We start from the raw sequence: 16421 nt of genomic DNA, 5'->3' as shown, positions 1-16421 counted from the left end.
GGACCCCGGCGCCGCCGGCTCACTTCGCGCACGCGGGCGTGATTTTTTTCTCGGCCGCGTATTTGATCGCGGATTCGTCCACCAGCCGGCGCGTCAGCGCCTTGTCGCCGACGATCCAGTTCGGCGTGATGGCCTGCCACTTTTTGCCGTCCCACTGCTGCACTTTCACGGCGCCCGAGCCCTCGTGGTCGTCGCAGCTGGTTTTCACGGTGGGGAACATGCCGAAGGCGCCGATGGCCTTCTGCCGCGCTTCGTCGATGTTCAGGTTTTCCAGGCCCCAGCGGATCTGCTCGCCGCTCATCGGCTTGCCCTTGCCGAAGTGCTCCTGGGCGGCGCGGATGGCCTCCACCCACAGGATGCCGGCCGTCACGCCGCGCATGTGGTAGACGGAGTTGATGCGCGACTGGTCGGCCAGGTTGCCCTTGCCGGCGGCGTAGAGTTTTTTGCGGATGTCGTCGATGACCGGGTAGTTGCCCGGCGTGTTGAAGGTCATCGCGCTGTAGCCCTTGGCGGCGTCGCCGGACGGGATGGTGTCCTCTTCCGAGCCGGCCCACCAGACGCCCAGCATCTTCTCGCGCGGGAAGCCGTTGCGCTGCGCCGTCTTGATCGCCACCGAGTTCATCACGCCCCAGCCCCACAGGATCACGTGGTCGGGGTTGGCCTGGCGGATCTGCAGCCACTGCGACTGCTGCTCGCTGCCCGGCGGCGCCACGGCGATCTTGATCAGTTCGAAGCCGTACTGCTTGGCCTGCGCCTCCAGCACCGGCAGCGGCTCCTTGCCGAAGGCCGAGTCGTGGTACAGGTGGACGATTTTTTTGCCCTTCAGCTTGTCCATGCCGCCGTTCTTGTCGCCCAGGTATTTGATCATGCCGGCCGCCTGGTTCCAGTAGCTGGCGATGAGCGGGAACACATAGGGGAACACTTTGCCGTTGGCGGCGTCGGAGCGGCCGTAGCCTATCGTCGTCAGCGGGATTTTGTCCTGGGCGATGCGGTCGAGGACGCCGTAGGCGACGCCCGTCGACAGGGGTTCGACCAGGGTGGCGCCGCCGTTCTTGGTTTTCAGGCGCTCGTAGCATTCGATGCCGCGCGAGGGGTTGTATTCCGTCTCGCACTCCTCCCAACTGATCTTGACGCCGTTGACGCCGCCGTTCAGGTTGACCAGGTTGAAGTAGTCGATGGCGCCGCCGTAGAAGCCGGAGCCGCCGGCCGCGTAGGGGCCGACGCGGTAGGACGGCAGGGCGATGAATTGTTCCTGGGCCAGCGCGTTGCCGGCCGTGCCGAGGGCGCCGGCGATGGCCGCGCCGAGTAACAGCGATGTGATGCTTTTCATTGTGTCTTCTCCATTAGATTCAACAAACTGCATGCGACGGCGTGCTGCGGCCCCTAGTGGGGGAAGGGCCACAGACGCAGTTTCTCTTTACCTATTTGCCATAAACGCGCCAGGCCGTGCGGCTCGACGATCAAGAAAAACACGATCAGCGCGCCGAACACCATCAGTTCCAGGTTCGAGGCCACATTGGTCGGCAGCGACAGGCCGTGCGCCAGGATGTTCAGGAAGATCGGCAGCAGGACGATGAAGGCGGCGCCCAGGAAGGAGCCGAGTATCGAGCCGACCCCGCCGATGATGATCATGAACAGGATGCGGAAGGACAGGTCGAGGTTGTAGGCTTCCGGCTCGACCGTGCCGAGGTAGGCGTAGGCGTACAGCGCGCCGGCCACGCCGCAGTAGAAGGAGCTGACGGCGAAGGCCAGCAGCTTGGTGCGCATCGGCCGGAAGCCGATCACCTCGGCCGCCATGTCCATGTCGCGCACGGCCATCCAGGAGCGGCCGACGTTGGAGCGGATCATGTTCTTGGCCAGCAGCGCCATCAGCGTCACGATCAGCAGCACCAGCAGGTATTTGCCGGCCGGGGTGTCGAAGTGGTAGCCGAAGATGGTGATTTTCTGCGCCGTGATGACGCCGGAGGCGCTGCCGTTGGTCAGGTAGGGGATCTTGGTGAGGCACCAGACGACGAAGAACTGCGTCGCCAGCGTCGAGGCGGCCAGGTAGAAGCCGCGGATGCGCAGCGAGGGCAGGCCGAAGGCGATGCCGACCATCGCCGCGCACAGGCCGCCCAGCACGAAGGCCAGCAGGATGGGGATGCCGGGGATGCGCGCGACGAAGTTGTAGGAGGCGAAGGCGCCCACCGCCATGAAGGCGGCGGTGCCGAGCGAGAGCTGGCCGCAATAGCCGGTCAGGATGTTCAGCCCGAGCGCGGCCAGCGCGAAGATCAGGAAGGGGATCATGATCGCCGACAGCATGTAGGGCGAGGCGAGCAGCGGCAGCGCCAGCAGCGCCACGGCCAGCGTCGCGGCCAGCGCGATGCGGTCCTGGCGGATCGGGAAGATCTGGTTGTCGGCCTGGTAGCTGGTCTTGAATTGTCCTGCTTCGCGGTAGATCATTGCTTGTCCTCGGTGTTGTGGTCGGGCCAGGCAGCTGCGCCGCCGCCCGCGCGCCGTTAAATCCTGCGGATGATTTTTTCGCCGAACAGCCCCTCCGGCCGCACCAGCAGGAACAGCAGCGCCAGCACGTAGGGGAACCAGCCTTCGATGCCGCCGCCGACCATCGGCCCCAGGTAGACCTCGGCCAGCTTTTCCGAGGCGCCGATGATCAGGCCGCCGACGATGGCGCCCGGCACCGACGTGAAGCCGCCCAGGATCAGCACCGGCAGCGCCTTCAGCGCGATGAAGGTGAGGGCGAACTGGACGCCGTTGCGGGCGCCCCACAGCAGGCCCGCCACCAGCGCCACCAGCCCGGCCACCGACCACACGACGGCCCAGATCTGCTGCAGCGGAATGCCCACCGCCAGCGCCGCCTGGTGGTCGTCGGCCACGGCGCGCAGCGCCCGTCCGACCTTGGTCTTCGAGAACAGCAGGGCCAGCGCCGTCACCAGCAGCGCGCAGATGCCGGCCGCGACGACGTCGAATTGCGAGACGATGATGTTGAAGCGCTCCATCAGGTACTGGATGGGCACGTCCTCGATAGGCAGCTCCAGCTTGTGCACCTGCGAGCCCCAGAGCAGTTGCGCCAGCCCCTCGATGAAGAAGGCCAGGCCGATGGTGGCCATGAACAGGGTGATTTCCGGCTGGTTCACCAGCGGGCGCAGCACCACCTTTTCGATGGCCAGGCCGAGCGCGATCATGACGGCGACGGTGGCCGGGATCGCCAGCCACAGCGGGGCGCCGAATTTGTCGATGATGCCGACGCAGGTGAGGGCGGCGAAGAACACCATCGCGCCCTGGGCGAAGTTGAACACGCCGGAGGCTTTGTAGATCAGCACGAAGCCGATCGCCACCAGCGCGTACATCACGCCCGACAGCAGGCCGCCGATCAGCACCTCGAAGAAGAAATTGATGTTCATCGCGCTCCCTTAATGTGCCACGCCGAGGTAGGCGTTGATGACGTCCTGGTTGCCGCGCACCGCGTCGGGCGTGCCGTCGCCGATCTTCTTGCCGTAGTCGAGCACCACGACGCGGTCGGAGATGTCCATCACCACCCCCATGTCGTGCTCGATCAGCACGATGGTGGTGCCGAACTGCTCGTTGACGTCGAGGATGAAGCGGCACATGTCCTGTTTCTCCTCGACGTTCATGCCGGCCATCGGCTCGTCCAGCAGCAGGATGTCGGGCTCGGCCGCCAGCGCCCGGCCCAGCTCGACGCGCTTTTGCAGGCCGTAGGGCAGGCGCCCCACCGGCGTCTTGCGGATCGCCTGGATTTCCAGGAAGTCGATGATTTCCTCGGCCTTTTCGCGGTGCGCCAGTTCCTCGCGCCGCGCCGGCCCCCAGTACAGCGCCTGCAGCAGGAAGTGCGACTTCATCTTCAGGTTGCGGCCGGTCATGATGTTGTCGAGCACCGTCATGCCCTTGAACAGGGCGATGTTCTGGAAGGTGCGGGCGATGCCGGACTTGGCCGCCGCGTAGCAATCCATGTTGCGGCGCTGCTCGCCGCGGTAGGTGATTTCTCCCTGCTGCGGCCGGTAGACGCCGTTGATCACGTTCAGCATCGAGCTCTTGCCGGCGCCGTTCGGGCCGATGATGGCGCGGATCTCGTGCTGCCGCACGTCGAAGGAGATGTCGGTGAGCGCCTTCACGCCGCCGAACGACAGCGAGATGTTGTGCAGGTCGAGGATCACCGGGCCGGTCTGGCGCGCGCCGAAATGGGCGTCGGGTTCGTTCATTAACATGGTGGCGGGCTCCGTCATGCGGCGGCGTTGGCTACGGCGGGAAAGGTCTTGCTGTCGCAGATGCGCAGGTCGGCGCAGCTGGTGCCGCTGCGGCCGTCCTCGAACTTGACCTGGATTGCGATGTACTGCGACTGCCGGCCCTGGTACAGCGCGTCGATCAGCGGCGCGTATTTTTCGGCGATGAAGGCGCGCCGCACCTTGCGCGTGCGGGTCAGCTCGTCGTCGTCCGGGTCCAGCTCCTTGTGCAGAATCAGGAAGCGGTGGATTTGCGTGCCGGCCATCAGCGCCTCGCCGGCCAGCTCCAGGTTGACGCGTTCGATGCAGTCGCGCACCAGCTCATAGGTCTGGGCGTGCGCGGCCAGGTCGGTGTAGCCGGCGTAGGCGATGCCGCGCCGCTCGGCCCAGTTGCCGACGGCCTCGATGTCGATGTTGATGAAGGCGCACACCTGGTCGCGGGCGTGGCCGAAGCTGACCGCCTCCTTGATGTAGGGGAAGAACTTGAGTTTGTTCTCGATGTAGTTGGGGGCGAAGATGGCGCCGTCGTTCATGCGCCCGACGTCGGCGGCGCGGTCGATGATCTTCAGGTGGCCCTCGGCGTCGAACAGGCCGGCGTCGCCGGTGTGGAAGTAGCCGTCGGCGTCGATCGCCTCGGCGGTGGCGTCGGGGCGCTTGTAGTAGCCGCTCATGGTCGCGGCCGACTTGACCAGCACCTCGCCGTTGTCGGCCAGGCGCACCTCGACGCCGGGCGCCGGCAGGCCGACGCTGTCGAACTTGATGTTGCCGTCCGGTTGCAGGCAGACGTAGGCGCAGGTTTCCGTGGAGCCGTACAACTGCTTCAGGTTGACGCCGATCGAGCGGTAGAAGCGGAACAGGTCGGGGCCGATGGCGGCGCCGGCCGTGTAGGCGACGCGCACGCGCGACAGGCCCAGCACGTTTTTCAGCGGGCCGTAGACGAGCAGCTTGCCCAGGCCGTAGGCGAGGCGGTCGGCGGCCGGCACCGGCTTGCCGTCGAGGATGTCGGCGCCGCAGCGCCTGGCCACGGCCATGAAGTGCCCGAACATGCGGCGCTTGAGGGCGCCGGCGTCCTCCATGCGTATCATCACGCTGGTGAGCATGTTCTCGAACACCCGCGGCGGCGCGAAGTAATAGGTGGGGCCGATTTCGCGCATGTCGATCTGCACCGTGTCGCCCGACTCCGGGCAGTTGACGGTGAAGCCGGCCACCAGCGCCTGCGCCAGCGAGAACAGGCAGTCGCCGACCCAGGCCATCGGCAGGTAGGACAGGATGTCCTCGTCCGCGCCGAGGCGGTCGAAGGCGACGCCGCCCTGGCCGGCCGCCAGCAGCGCCGCGTGGCTCTGGCAGACGCCCTTCGGCTTGCCGGTGGTGCCCGAGGTGTACAGGATGATGGCGCAGTCGGCGCCGCTGCCGGCCGCCACGGCCGCCTCGAAAAAGCCCGGGTGGGCGCGGTCGTAGTCGCGCCCCAGTTGCTGCAGCTGCGCAAACGAGATCAGTTCCGGCTGGCGGTAGTGGCGCATGCCGCGCTCGTCGTCGTAGGCGATGCGGCGGATCTTCGGATACAGCGCCTTCACTTCCTGAAGCTTGTCGACCTGCTCCTGGTCTTCGACGATGGCATAGGCGACCTCGGCGTTTTCCAGCACATAGGCCATGTCGGCCGCCGGCGCGTCCTGGTACAGGGGCACCGGCACGCCGCCCAGGCATTGCGCGGCCAGCATGGCCCAGTACAGGCGCGGCCGGTTGTCGCCGACGATGGCCAGGTGCATGCCGCGGCCGAAGCCGAGCGCGGCCAGGCCGCAGGCCAGCGCGCGCACTTCGCCGTTGACCTCGGCCCAGCTCCAGCTTTGCCAGATGCCCAGGTGTTTTTCCCGGAACGCCGGCCGGTTCGGCCGCACCCGGCCATGCTCCAGGAGCCGGCGCGGGAAGGTTTGCGTACTTGCCTCAAATGTTTGCACCAGTGTCTCCCTGTTGCTTTTGTCACCGAACGGCGCTTCCGTGGGGGCAAGACGCGCGTTGCTCCGTGTTTTTGTGTGATGATATTAGCTTGCGTTGGTCCGCCGTGTTGTCTTTTCGGGGACATTTGCCACTTTTTCAATGGTGCGTTGCACAATGATATCCACTGACACCAGCCTGCAAGCGGCGCTGCGCGCGGCAATCTGGGCGCGCACGCTGAGCGCCGAGCAGATGGCGCGCGTCGAGGCCGACACGTTTGAAACCTTCGTGCCGAAAGGCGGCTTCGTCTGCCGCAAGGGCGAGCCCGTCGAGAACTGGATAGGCATCATAGGCGGCATGGTCAAGATGAACAACTTTTCGCCCTCGGGCAAGAGCGTCACCTTCACCGGCGTGCCGCCCGGCGGCTGGTTCGGCGAGGGCTCGCTGCTCAAGCACGAGGCCCGCAAATACGACGCGATGGCGCTGCGCGACAGCCGCATCGCGCGCATGCCGGCCGAAACCTTCCACTGGCTGCTCGACAGCAGCCTGCCGTTCACGCGCTTTCTGCTGATGCAGTTGAACGAGCGCCTGGGCCAGTTCATCGGCATGGTCGAGAACGACCGCCTGCTGGACTTGAACACGCGGGTCGCGCGCTGCCTGGCGTCGATGTTCCATTCCCACCTGTATCCGGGCATCGAAAAGCTGGTGCACATCTCGCAGGAGGAGGTCGGCCTGCTGTCGGGCTCGTCGCGGCAGCGCGCCAACCAGGCTTTGCAGGTGCTGGAAAAGCACGGCTTGCTGCGCCTCGATTATGGCGGCATCCGCGTGCTCGACCTGGAGGGGTTGCGCCGCTATCAGGAGTGAGCGCGGCAAAGCGTGGTAAGAACGCATCAATGTTGGCAAGTATTTTACATTTCTTGACGGTAACTTTGATTCGTCCGACAATATGCGCGGACAATATTAGAAACGGTTTCAGCGGCAGCGGGCGCGAATGCGCGGTAATTGCGCGGGAGAAGTCAGATGATGGACGAATATGTGATCGGTTTGTACTGGAAGGGCAATCCCCTGACGCTGCGTCAGTACGCCGACAAGGTCAGGGAGTTTTTGCAGTTCCTGGAAAAGACCCACCCCGTGTTCGCGGCGATGGAATGGGTGGGCGACGAGTCCGACCCCGTCATCAAGTTGACGCCGAACCTGGCGAATCTGGACAAGCTCGTCTACAAGCACGCCGGCGGCAGCGACCAGGTCTACAATGTGGCGAACCCGGACGGCACGCCCGTGTGGGCCTCGATCGGCTGGCGCGGCTACAACATGAACTTCGTCAACTGCGGCTCGGCGGAGGACGGCATGGTGGCCGTCAACATCCACGCCGGCAAGAGTTCCGAGCAAGTCTACAACACGGTGACGATCCAGTTCCCCACGCCGGACCACCTGAACTTCCCGCATCCCGAATTCTATATTTTCGGCTTCATCCGCGACCTGTTCATCGAGGCCATCAAGTTCTGGCGGCCGGAAAAGGCGCGCATCTTTTCCTTCGATTTCGCCGAGGAGGTCGAGGACGCCAAGCCCTACATCGGCGGCTGGCTGGTCTACCTGGCCGACCCGCGCGTGCTCGACCTGCGCAACGACCCGGCGCTGGACGACTTCCAGATCGAAACGGTGGGCGGCGGCCTGAAGGGCGGCCTGCTGACGTTCAAGGACGAGATCGTTTTCGTCAACGACGCCGTGCACGTCGAAAAGGCCAAGCGCCTGCGCAGCAAGCTGATCGCGCAAAAACTCGTGTGAGGGCGCGCCGCCCCGCCCGGCGGGCGGCGTTGTTGCGCCGGGGTGCGCGGCACAAGCACATTTACAACAAATATTTCCTAAATACAATATACATCGGGTAGACTTGTCAATATAGGAATGACAGGAAAGGCCGGCCTTTGTCGCGGCGGACTGTCTTCATCCAAAATAAAAATACATTTTCATTTCAGGGAGTTATCTGTGAAACAAATCAAATCTGGCATGTTGTGCATTGCCGCGCTGGCGGGCGCCATGCTTGCCGGCTGCGCGACGGAAAGTTCGCAAGCCCTGGTCGTGCCGACGGTGGCCAGCGCCAACCGTCCGGCCGTCGGCCCGCGCACGCTGATTGCCGTCGGCAAGTTCGACAACCGCTCCAGCTTTATGCGGGGCATTTTCTCCGACGGCGTCGACCGTTTGGGCGGCCAGGCCAAGACCATCCTGATTTCGCATATGCAGCAAACCAATCGCTTCAACGTATTGGACCGCGACAATATGGCCGAACTGCAGCAGGAAGCGGCATATAAGAAGCAGAGCCAGTCGATCAAGGGCGCCGATTTTGTGGTGACCGGCGACGTCACGGAGTTCGGCCGCAAGGAAGTGGGCGACCATCAATTGTTCGGCATTCTCGGACGCGGCAAGACCCAGGTCGCCTACGCCAAAGTCACGCTGAACATCGTCAACATCGCCACCTCCGAGGTGGTGTATTCCAGCCAGGGCGCCGGCGAATACAGCCTGTCGAACCGCGAAATCGTCGGCTTCGGCGGCACCGCCAGCTACGACGCGACCTTGAACGGCAAGGTGCTCGATCTGGCCGTGCGCGAAGCAGTCAACCATCTGGTCACCGGTATCGAAACCGGCGCCTGGACCCCGAACAAGCCGCAATAAGAGAGCGCATGAAAACTTTAATCACGAAACGTATCGCCATTGCCGCGGCAATGCTGGCCAGTGTGGTGTTGACGGGTTGCCAGACAGCGCAGAAGTCGATGTACCAGTGGGACGCTTACCAGCCCCAGGTGTATCAGCATTTCAAGGGTGAAAGCCCGGACCAGCAGATCGCCGCGCTGGAAAAGGATTTGCAGTCGATGGACGCCAAGGGCACCGTGCCGCCGCCGGGCTACCACGCCCACCTGGGCATGCTGTACGCGCTGGCCGGCAAGGATGGACAAGTCGCGCCGCAATTCGAGGCGGAAAAAAAGCTGTTCCCGGAATCGTCCGCCTACATGGATTTCCTGCTCAAGAAATCCAAGAAAGTTGAGAAATAATATGTTGAAAAAATGTCTGAGACTGGGCGCCTGCCTCTTGCCTGCGCTGCTGGTCGTCGGCTGCGCCACGCAGCAGGCCCCTTACGACTACACGGCATTCAAGCAAGCCAAGCCGCGCTCCATCGTCGTGCTGCCGCCCTTGAACAATTCGCCCGATCTGAAGGCCACGTACAGCATGCTGTCGCAAGTGACCCATCCTCTGGCCGAGGCCGGTTACTATGTGTTGCCGGTGGCCGTGGTGGACGAGACTTTCAAGCAGAACGGCTTGACCAGCGGCGCCGATATCCACGCCGTCGCGCCGGCGAAAATTCAGGAAATTTTCGGCGCCGACGCGGCCCTGTACATCACCGTCAGCAAGTACGGCACCAGCTACCAGGTGATCGACAGCGTCACGGCCGTGACGGCCGACGCCAGGCTGGTCGATTTGAAAACCGGCACCGTGCTGTGGACGGGCGCGGCTTCGGCCAGCAGCAATGAAGGCGGCAACAATGGCGGCAATCTGCTCGGCGCCCTCATCACCGCCGCCGTCAAGCAAATCATCAACACGACGACGGACGCGTCCCACCCGCTCGCCGGCGTCGCCAGCGCGCGCCTGCTGTCCGGCGGCCTGAACAACGGCCTGCTGTACGGCCCCCGTTCGGTGAACTACTCGAAGAACTGATCGCCTCCCCCTGCGCCGGGCCGGCAAGCGGCCCGGCGCAGGGGCTAGATCGGGTTTGCACAACGCCGCCGTCGCGGCGTTTTTTCATGGGCCGGCACCTTCCTTAGGCGAATTCCAGCACCTCGGCGAGCGCCTTGCGCGGCTTTTGCGGCCAGTTGCCCGGCGCCGCGTAACCCACCGTCACCAGCATCACCGGCACCTCGGCGGCGCCCAGGCCGAATTCGCGCGCCACGCCGGCGGCGTCGAAGCCGCTCATCGCGCCGCTCACCAGGCCCATGCCTTCGGCGGCCAGCATCAGCGTCATGGCCGCCAGCGAGGCCGAACGCATCGCCTCGTCGCGCTGCAGTTGCGGCTGGCTGGGGTGCGAGCCCTTGGCCATCGCCACCCACGTCTCGGACACGGAGCGCGCCATGATGCCGGCGTCGACCGCCGGCTGCAGCGCGCGTTCCAGCCCTTCGTGGGCGGCCAGGGTGCCGCAGATGATGAAGGTGACGGCCGCGTCGACCACCTTCTGCTGATTGTAGGAGACGGCTTTCAGGCGGGCCTTCGCCTCGGGCGAGCGCACCGCGATAAATTTCCAGTTCTGGAAATTGTAGGCCGACGGCGCCAGCGTGGCCAGGCGCACCAGTTCGACGATGTCGCTCTCGGCCAGCGCGCGGCTGCCGTCGAAATGGTTGGCCGAGACGCGCGCTTCGATCAGGGATTGGATGGAGGTGTGCATGGTGTTCCTATGGTTGGGTGGAGGGGGAAAAATTCGGTGCGGGCGCCCGCGGGCGGGACGCCCACTGGACGGCGAGCACGCTGGCCAGCACCGTCAGCAGGCCGGCCAGCGACCAGCCCGTCATGGCCTGGCCCAGCAGGGCCCAGCCGAGCAGCACGGCCACCAGCGGGCTCAGTAAACCGAGCGAGGACACGGCCACCGGCGACAGCCGGGCGATGCCGCGGAACCACAGCGCATACGCCAGCAGCGTGCCGACGAGGCCGATGTAGGCATAGCCGAGCAGCTGGCTCGGGCCCAGCGGCGGCAGCGCCGGATCGGCCAGCCAGGCGGCGGGCGCCAGCATCAGCCCGCCCGCCAGCAATTGCCAGCCGGTGAAGGCCAGCACCGGCACGTCCGCCTGCCAGCGCCGCGCCAGGAAGGTGCCGGCGGCCATGCAGGCGGCGCCGCCCAGCGCCGCGGCGACGCCGAGCCGGTCCCACGCGGCGCCGGGCGAGAGCAGCAGCGCGGCCATGCCGGCGATGCCCAGCACGCTGGCGGCGATCGCCAGGCCGGCCGGCCGGCGCCGCTCCAGCGCCCACGCCAGCGCCATCACCAGCAGCGGCTGGATCGCGCCCATCACGGCGGCCACGCCGCCCGGCAGGCGGTAGGCGGCGATGAACAGCAGCGCCTGGAAGCAGCCGATGTTGAGCGCGGACAGCACGGCCAGGCGGCCCCACATGGCCCGCCGCGGCCAACGCCGGATGAGCAGCGTCAGCAGCAGGCCGGCGGGCAGGGTGCGCAGCAGCGCGGCCGTGAACGGCAGGCCGGCCGGCAGGAAGGCGGTGGTGACGATGTAGGTCGTGCCCCAGACGGCCGGCGCCAGCGCCGTCAGCAGGGTGTCGCTCAAGGTTTGCGGGGAGGGCGTTGCTCGCATAATTTACCTTCAATTCAAGATAAATTCAGTCTAGCATATAATCTCGACTTCAAGATAAATTATTGAAAAGGTGGCATGATGGCGGAGCGGCAATTGGATGCGGTCGACGCGATTCTGGCGCAGTGGCGCCGCGAGCGTCCCGACCTGGACGTGGGGCCCATGGGCACGGTGGGACGCATCAAGCGCTGCGCCGCGCTGCTGCACCGCCGGGTCGAGACGGTCTTCGCCGAGTATGGCCTGACTTACTGCGAGTTCGACGTGCTGGCCACGCTGCGGCGCGCCGGCGCGCCCTACCGGCTGGCGCCGACGACGCTGTTTTCGACGCTGATGATCACCTCGGGCACGATGACGCACCGCCTCAAGGGCATGGAAAGCCGCGGCCTGGTGACGCGCCTGGCCAATTGCGAAGACGCCCGCAGCCTGCTGGTGGAGCTGACGCCGGCCGGGCTGGAACTGATCGAACGCGCGGTCACGGCGCACGTCGCGAACCTGCATCGCATCATGGGGTCGAGCGCGGCGGCCGACCTGGCGCTGCTCGACGAGCGGCTGTCGCGCCTGCTGATCGAGCTGGAGGCGGCGCCCGGCGCCTGAGCCCCTGCCGGCAGGCGGCGACCCAATCGCGGTATGATAGTGGCTCGACACCGACTTGAGTCCAGTTCATGCCCACACCAGAAAAAACCGCGCTGGCGGCGCGCCTGACGCAGCTGCGCCACGCCATGCGCGAACAGCATATCGACGCCTTCATCGTGCCGTCGGCCGACCCGCACCTGTCCGAGTATCTGCCGGCGCGCTGGCAGGGCCGCGAATGGCTGAGCGGCTTCACCGGCTCGGTCGGCACCTTCATCGCCACGGCCGATTGCGCCGGCGTCTGGACCGACGCCCGCTACTGGGACCAGGCCGAGAGCGAACTGGCCGGCACCGGCGTGCAACTGATGAAGATTCCGTCCGGCGCCAGCGTGCTGTACATCGACTGGCTGGCCGGCCGCGTCCGGCGCGGCGGCACGGTCGGCGTCGACGGCGCCGTGCTGGGCCTGGCCACGGCGCGCCTGCTGGGGCAGGCGCTGGACGGCGCCGGCGTGGCGCTGCGCACCGACGTCGACCTGCTCGACGCCGTCTGGCTTGAGCGTCCCGGCCTGCCGCCGCAACCCGTGTTCGAGCACCTGCCGCCGCACGCTTCGACGCCGCGCGCGGCCAAGCTGGCGGCGCTGCGCGCCGCGATGGCGCAGGCCGGCGCCGACAGCCATCTCATCTCGACGCTGGACGACGTCGCCTACCTGTTCAATCTGCGCGGCGCCGACGTCAGCTACAACCCGGTGTTCCTGGCGCATGCGCTGATCACGCCGCAGCGGGCGACGCTGTTCGTCGCCGACGGCAAGGTCGACGCGGCGCTGCGCGCCGCGCTGGCGGCCGACGGCGTCGACGTCGCGCCCTACGCGGCGGCGCATGCCGCGCTGGCCGCGCTGGCGCCCGCCGCGACGCTGCTGCTGGACCCGCGCCGAGTCACCTTCGGCACGCGCCAGGCCGTGCCGGCGGCGGTCGCCGTGGTCGAGGCGGTCAACCCGACCACCTTCGCCAAGTCGCAAAAGACGCCGGCCGAGGCCGAACACGTGCGCGCCACGATGGAGCAGGACGGCGCCGCGCTGTGCGAGTTTTTCGCCTGGCTGGAGGAGACGCTGGCCGATCCGCAGCGCGCCGCGCTGACGGAGCTCGACATCGCCGACCGCCTGGCGGCGGCGCGCGCGCGCCGGCCCGGTTTCGTCAGCCTCAGCTTCGGCACCATCGCCGGCTTCCGCGCCAACGGCGCGATCATGCACTACCGCGCCACCGAGGCGGCGCACGCCGTCATCGACGGCGACGGCTTGCTGCTGATCGACTCCGGCGGCCAGTACCTGGGCGGCACCACCGACATCACCCGCGTGGTGCCGGTCGGCGCCACCAGCGCCGAGCAGCGGCGCGATTTCACGCTGGTGCTCAAGGGCGTCATCGCGCTGTCGTCGGCGCACTTCCCGCGCGGCGTCAAATCGCCGATGCTCGATGCGCTCGCGCGCGCGCCGCTGTGGGCGGCCGGCGTCGATTTCGGCCACGGCACCGGCCACGGCGTCGGCTTCTTCCTCAACGTCCACGAGGGGCCGCAGACGATTTCGCCGTCGGCGCCGCCGGAGCCGCACACGGCGATGCAAGAGGGCATGGTCACCTCGGTCGAGCCGGGCATTTACCGCCCCGGGCGCTGGGGCATCCGCATCGAGAACCTGGTGCTGAACGTGGCCGCCGCCAGCGGCGAGTTCGGCGACTTCCTGCGCTTCGAGACGCTGACGCTGTGTCCGATCGACAGCCGCTGCCTCGACCTGGCGCTGCTGCGCGCCGACGAGCGCGACTGGCTCAACGCCTACCACGCGACGGTGCGCGCGCGCCTGCGTCCGCACGTGTCGGGCGCCGCGCTGGCCTGGCTGAATACCCGCACGGAGGCCGTATGAGCGGGCGCTCGACCCGCGCCGCGTCGGCCGTCGACCGCCTCAAGCAGCGCAGCGGCAAGCCCGGGTATTCGATGGCGCGCACCGGCGCCGGCCTGTTTCTCCTGAGCGAGGGGCCGGGCCAGCCGCCGCTGTGCGCGCCGCTGGAGCTCGACGAGTTCGTCGCCTTCGTCAACGCCCAGGGGCCGCAGACGCCGCGGCGCGTCAGCAAGCTCGATGTCGCCTTTGAAAAACAGTTGAACAAAAAAGCGCCGTAGGCGCCGACCGAAGAAAGAATTCTATGCCAACGATGGACATGTTGGGCTCCTACTGGTCGCTGGCCGAACTGGCCACCAACGGCATCATCCTGTTGAACCTGATCGGCGCCCTGCTGCTCGGCCTGCTGGTCGGCTACGAACGCTCCTACCACGGCCGCGCCGCCGGCATGCGCACCTACGGCCTGGTGTGCATGGCCTCGTGCGCGCTGACCGTCATCGGCGGCTATCCGCAGTTCTGGTTCGGCGGCCACGGCGCCATCGTCACGGTCGCCGATCCGACCCGCGTCATCCAGGGCATCGTCACCGGCATCGGCTTCCTCGGCGCCGGCGTCATCATGCGCGAGGGCTTCAACATCAGCGGCCTGACGACGGCGGCCTCGATCTGGGCCTCGTCGGTGATCGGCATCATGGTCGGCGTCGGCTTCTACCTGTCGGCGATGGGCCTGGCCTTCCTGTGCGCGATGTCGATGATCTTCCTGTTCAGGCTGGAGGCGTGGCTGCCGTCGCGGCACGCGGTGGCCATCACGATGCGCTTCAACAAGGGCTATCTGCCGCGCGAGGACGCGCTGCGGCGCATCGCCCTGAGCCGCGGCTACGAAATTGCCGGCGGTTCGCTGATGATAGGCAGCGAGTCGGGCATGCAGGAGTGGCGCTTCGTCGCCATCGCCCTGAGCAAAAGCAGCGGCGCCACGCTCTCCGAGCTGTCGGCCGAGCTGACCGCTTTCGACGGCATCGACAGCTTCCAGCTGTCGCACGCCCGTAACTGAGGAGGCCGCAATGCACGCCGACGCCGCAGCAGTGCTCGATTTCTGGTTCACGCCGCCGGGCGCCGCGCGCGCCGAATGGTTCCGCAAGGACGCGCAGTTCGACGCGCAGATACTGGCCCGCTTCGGCGCGCCGATCGCGCAGGCCGTCCCCGGCGGCCTGCGCGAGTGGGACGCGGCCGGCGCGCCGGGCACGCTGGCGCGCATCCTGTTGCTGGACCAGTTTACGCGCAACGTTTACCGCGACACGCCGGCCGCCTTCAGCGGCGACGCGCCGGCCCTGCAGGCGGCGCTGGCGCTGGTGGCCGGCGGCGCCGACCTGACGCTGCCGCCGTGGCAGCGCGCCTTCGTCTACCTGCCGTTCGAGCACGCCGAGGACGCCGCGTCGCAGCGGCAGGCGGTGGCCTTGTTCACGCGCCTGTGCGAGGCGGCGCCCGGTTTCGAGGGCATGCTGGACTTTGCCCGGCGCCACCACGACGTCATCGCCCGATTTGGCCGCTTCCCGCACCGCAACGGCATCCTTGGCCGGGCCTCGACGGCCGCCGAGCTGGCCTACCTCGGCGAGCCGGGATCGGGCTTCTGATGGCGACGCTGAACATCGTCGGCGCCGGCCACGTCGGGCGCGTGCTGGGGCGCCTGTTCGCCGCCAGCGGCGCCTTCCAGGTGCAGGACGTGCTGACCCGCTCGGCGGCGTCGGCGCAGGCGGCGCTGCCCTTCATCGGCGCCGGCGCGGCCGCCGCCGGCTACGCGCGGCTGCGCCGCGCCGACGTCACCATGCTGGCCGTCGGCGACGACCAGATCGGCCCGGCCTGCGCGGCGCTGGCCGCCGGCGGCGCGCTGGCCGGCACGGTGCTGTTCCACTGCAGCGGCGCGCTGGCCTCCGGCGAGTTGGCGGCGGCGCGCGCGCTCGGCGCGGCGGTCGCCAGCGTGCACCCGATCCGCAGCTTCGCCGACCCGGCCCAGGTCGCCGCCGAATTCGCCGGCACGTATTGCGGCATCGAGGGCGACGCGGCGGCGCTGGCGCTGCTGGAGCCGGCGCTGCTGGCGATAGGCGCGCGGCCGGTGCCGATCGACGCCGCCGCCAAGACGGTGTACCACGCGGCCGCCGTCTTCGCCAGCAACTACCTGGTGACGGTGCTCGACGCGGCGCTGCGCGCCTACCAGGCGGCCGGCGTGCCGGAGGCGGTGGCGCGCGAACTGGCGCAGCCGCTGGTGAACGAAACCGTGGCCAATGTCTTCAGGCTGGGACCGGAGCGGGCGCTCAGCGGGCCGATCGCGCGCGGCGATTTCGCCACCGTCGACAGGCAGCGGCGCGCCGTGGGCCAGTGGGACGCCGGCAGCGGCGCGTTGTACGAGGCGCTGGTGGCGCCGACGGCCGCGCTGGCGCGGCGCCGGCGCGGCGCCTGAGCGCCGCGCGCGC

At 67.4% G+C, this 16421-nt stretch carries 18 protein-coding genes; 11 read left to right on the top strand and 7 right to left on the bottom strand.

What is annotated here, in order from left to right; translation table 11 throughout:
• Positions 1 to 19: 19 nt before the first annotated feature.
• Genes OIK44_RS09185 through OIK44_RS09165 form a run of 5 tightly spaced genes read right to left on the bottom strand, consistent with a single transcriptional unit; the run spans position 20 to position 6196 of the window.
• A complete protein-coding gene (locus tag OIK44_RS09185; protein WP_273670436.1) occupies positions 20 to 1330 on the bottom strand; it encodes an ABC transporter substrate-binding protein in 1311 nt (436 codons plus the stop codon).
• Between the two features lie 53 nt (positions 1331 to 1383).
• Positions 1384 to 2442 (bottom strand): branched-chain amino acid ABC transporter permease, encoded by a 1059-nt coding sequence (locus OIK44_RS09180; RefSeq protein WP_273670435.1) that lies wholly within the window; start codon positions 2440 to 2442, stop codon positions 1384 to 1386.
• A gap of 56 nt (positions 2443 to 2498) precedes the next feature.
• Positions 2499 to 3395 carry a branched-chain amino acid ABC transporter permease gene (locus OIK44_RS09175; RefSeq protein ID WP_273670833.1) on the bottom strand — a complete coding sequence of 299 codons (897 nt, stop codon included), beginning with the start codon at positions 3393 to 3395 and terminating at the stop codon, positions 2499 to 2501.
• Positions 3396 to 3410: 15 nt separating this feature from the next.
• Entirely contained in the window at positions 3411 to 4223 is an 813-nt protein-coding gene (locus OIK44_RS09170; protein WP_273670434.1) for an ABC transporter ATP-binding protein, read from the bottom strand.
• 14 nt (positions 4224 to 4237) lie between these two features.
• Positions 4238 to 6196: an AMP-binding protein gene (locus OIK44_RS09165; RefSeq protein ID WP_420213843.1), complete on the bottom strand. Its 1959-nt coding sequence runs from the start codon at positions 6194 to 6196 to the stop codon at positions 4238 to 4240.
• A gap of 151 nt (positions 6197 to 6347) precedes the next feature.
• Here OIK44_RS09165 and OIK44_RS09160 point away from each other — a divergent pair, with 151 nt between their 5' ends.
• From OIK44_RS09160 to OIK44_RS09140, 5 genes are all read left to right on the top strand, one after another.
• Complete coding sequence (locus OIK44_RS09160) at positions 6348 to 7034, top strand: Crp/Fnr family transcriptional regulator (protein WP_420213840.1); 687 nt, start codon at positions 6348 to 6350, stop codon at positions 7032 to 7034.
• Positions 7035 to 7190: 156 nt separating this feature from the next.
• Positions 7191 to 7955 carry a hypothetical protein gene (locus OIK44_RS09155; protein WP_273670432.1) on the top strand — a complete coding sequence of 255 codons (765 nt, stop codon included), beginning with the start codon at positions 7191 to 7193 and terminating at the stop codon, positions 7953 to 7955.
• Between the two features lie 219 nt (positions 7956 to 8174).
• Positions 8175 to 8837, top strand: coding sequence for a CsgG/HfaB family protein (locus OIK44_RS09150; protein ID WP_273670831.1), 663 nt, complete (start codon positions 8175 to 8177; stop codon positions 8835 to 8837).
• Between the two features lie 8 nt (positions 8838 to 8845).
• Positions 8846 to 9214 (top strand): DUF4810 domain-containing protein, encoded by a 369-nt coding sequence (locus tag OIK44_RS09145; protein ID WP_273670431.1) that lies wholly within the window; start codon positions 8846 to 8848, stop codon positions 9212 to 9214.
• A gap of 1 nt (position 9215) precedes the next feature.
• Positions 9216 to 9875 carry a DUF799 domain-containing protein gene (locus OIK44_RS09140; RefSeq protein WP_273670430.1) on the top strand — a complete coding sequence of 220 codons (660 nt, stop codon included), beginning with the start codon at positions 9216 to 9218 and terminating at the stop codon, positions 9873 to 9875.
• A gap of 103 nt (positions 9876 to 9978) precedes the next feature.
• On the opposite strand, the gene OIK44_RS09135 is transcribed toward OIK44_RS09140, so the two are convergent.
• Together OIK44_RS09135 and OIK44_RS09130 are read right to left on the bottom strand one after the other, a co-directional pair.
• Entirely contained in the window at positions 9979 to 10596 is a 618-nt protein-coding gene (locus tag OIK44_RS09135; RefSeq protein WP_273670429.1) for a nitroreductase family protein, read from the bottom strand.
• 7 nt (positions 10597 to 10603) lie between these two features.
• Complete coding sequence (locus OIK44_RS09130) at positions 10604 to 11509, bottom strand: EamA family transporter (RefSeq protein ID WP_273670428.1); 906 nt, start codon at positions 11507 to 11509, stop codon at positions 10604 to 10606.
• A gap of 75 nt (positions 11510 to 11584) precedes the next feature.
• Between OIK44_RS09130 and OIK44_RS09125 the strand changes: the two genes are divergently transcribed.
• The 6 genes from OIK44_RS09125 (at position 11585) to OIK44_RS09100 (ending at position 16408) form a co-directional block, all read left to right on the top strand.
• The gene (locus OIK44_RS09125; RefSeq protein ID WP_273670427.1) at positions 11585 to 12100 is read left to right on the top strand and encodes a MarR family winged helix-turn-helix transcriptional regulator; all 516 of its coding nucleotides are present in this window, start codon (positions 11585 to 11587) and stop codon (positions 12098 to 12100) included.
• A 68-nt stretch (positions 12101 to 12168) separates the two neighbouring features.
• Positions 12169 to 13983 carry an aminopeptidase P family protein gene (locus tag OIK44_RS09120; protein ID WP_273670426.1) on the top strand — a complete coding sequence of 605 codons (1815 nt, stop codon included), beginning with the start codon at positions 12169 to 12171 and terminating at the stop codon, positions 13981 to 13983.
• Positions 13980 to 14237 (top strand): hypothetical protein, encoded by a 258-nt coding sequence (locus OIK44_RS09115; protein ID WP_273670425.1) that lies wholly within the window; start codon positions 13980 to 13982, stop codon positions 14235 to 14237. The genes OIK44_RS09120 and OIK44_RS09115 overlap by 4 nt, the downstream gene beginning before the upstream one ends.
• Before the next feature lie 23 nt (positions 14238 to 14260).
• Positions 14261 to 15004 carry an MgtC/SapB family protein gene (locus OIK44_RS09110; RefSeq protein WP_273670424.1) on the top strand — a complete coding sequence of 248 codons (744 nt, stop codon included), beginning with the start codon at positions 14261 to 14263 and terminating at the stop codon, positions 15002 to 15004.
• 10 nt (positions 15005 to 15014) lie between these two features.
• Complete coding sequence (locus OIK44_RS09105) at positions 15015 to 15584, top strand: DUF924 family protein (protein WP_273670423.1); 570 nt, start codon at positions 15015 to 15017, stop codon at positions 15582 to 15584.
• On the top strand, positions 15584 to 16408 hold the full coding sequence (locus tag OIK44_RS09100) for a Rossmann-like and DUF2520 domain-containing protein (protein WP_273670422.1): 825 nt from the start codon (positions 15584 to 15586) through the stop codon (positions 16406 to 16408). The genes OIK44_RS09105 and OIK44_RS09100 overlap by 1 nt, the downstream gene beginning before the upstream one ends.
• Positions 16409 to 16421 lie beyond the last annotated feature (13 nt).

The organism is Janthinobacterium fluminis (genome assembly GCF_028595325.1).
Taxonomy (GTDB): Bacteria; Pseudomonadota; Gammaproteobacteria; order Burkholderiales; family Burkholderiaceae_D; genus Janthinobacterium; species Janthinobacterium fluminis.
This window is presented reverse-complemented; position numbering and strand designations above follow the sequence as displayed.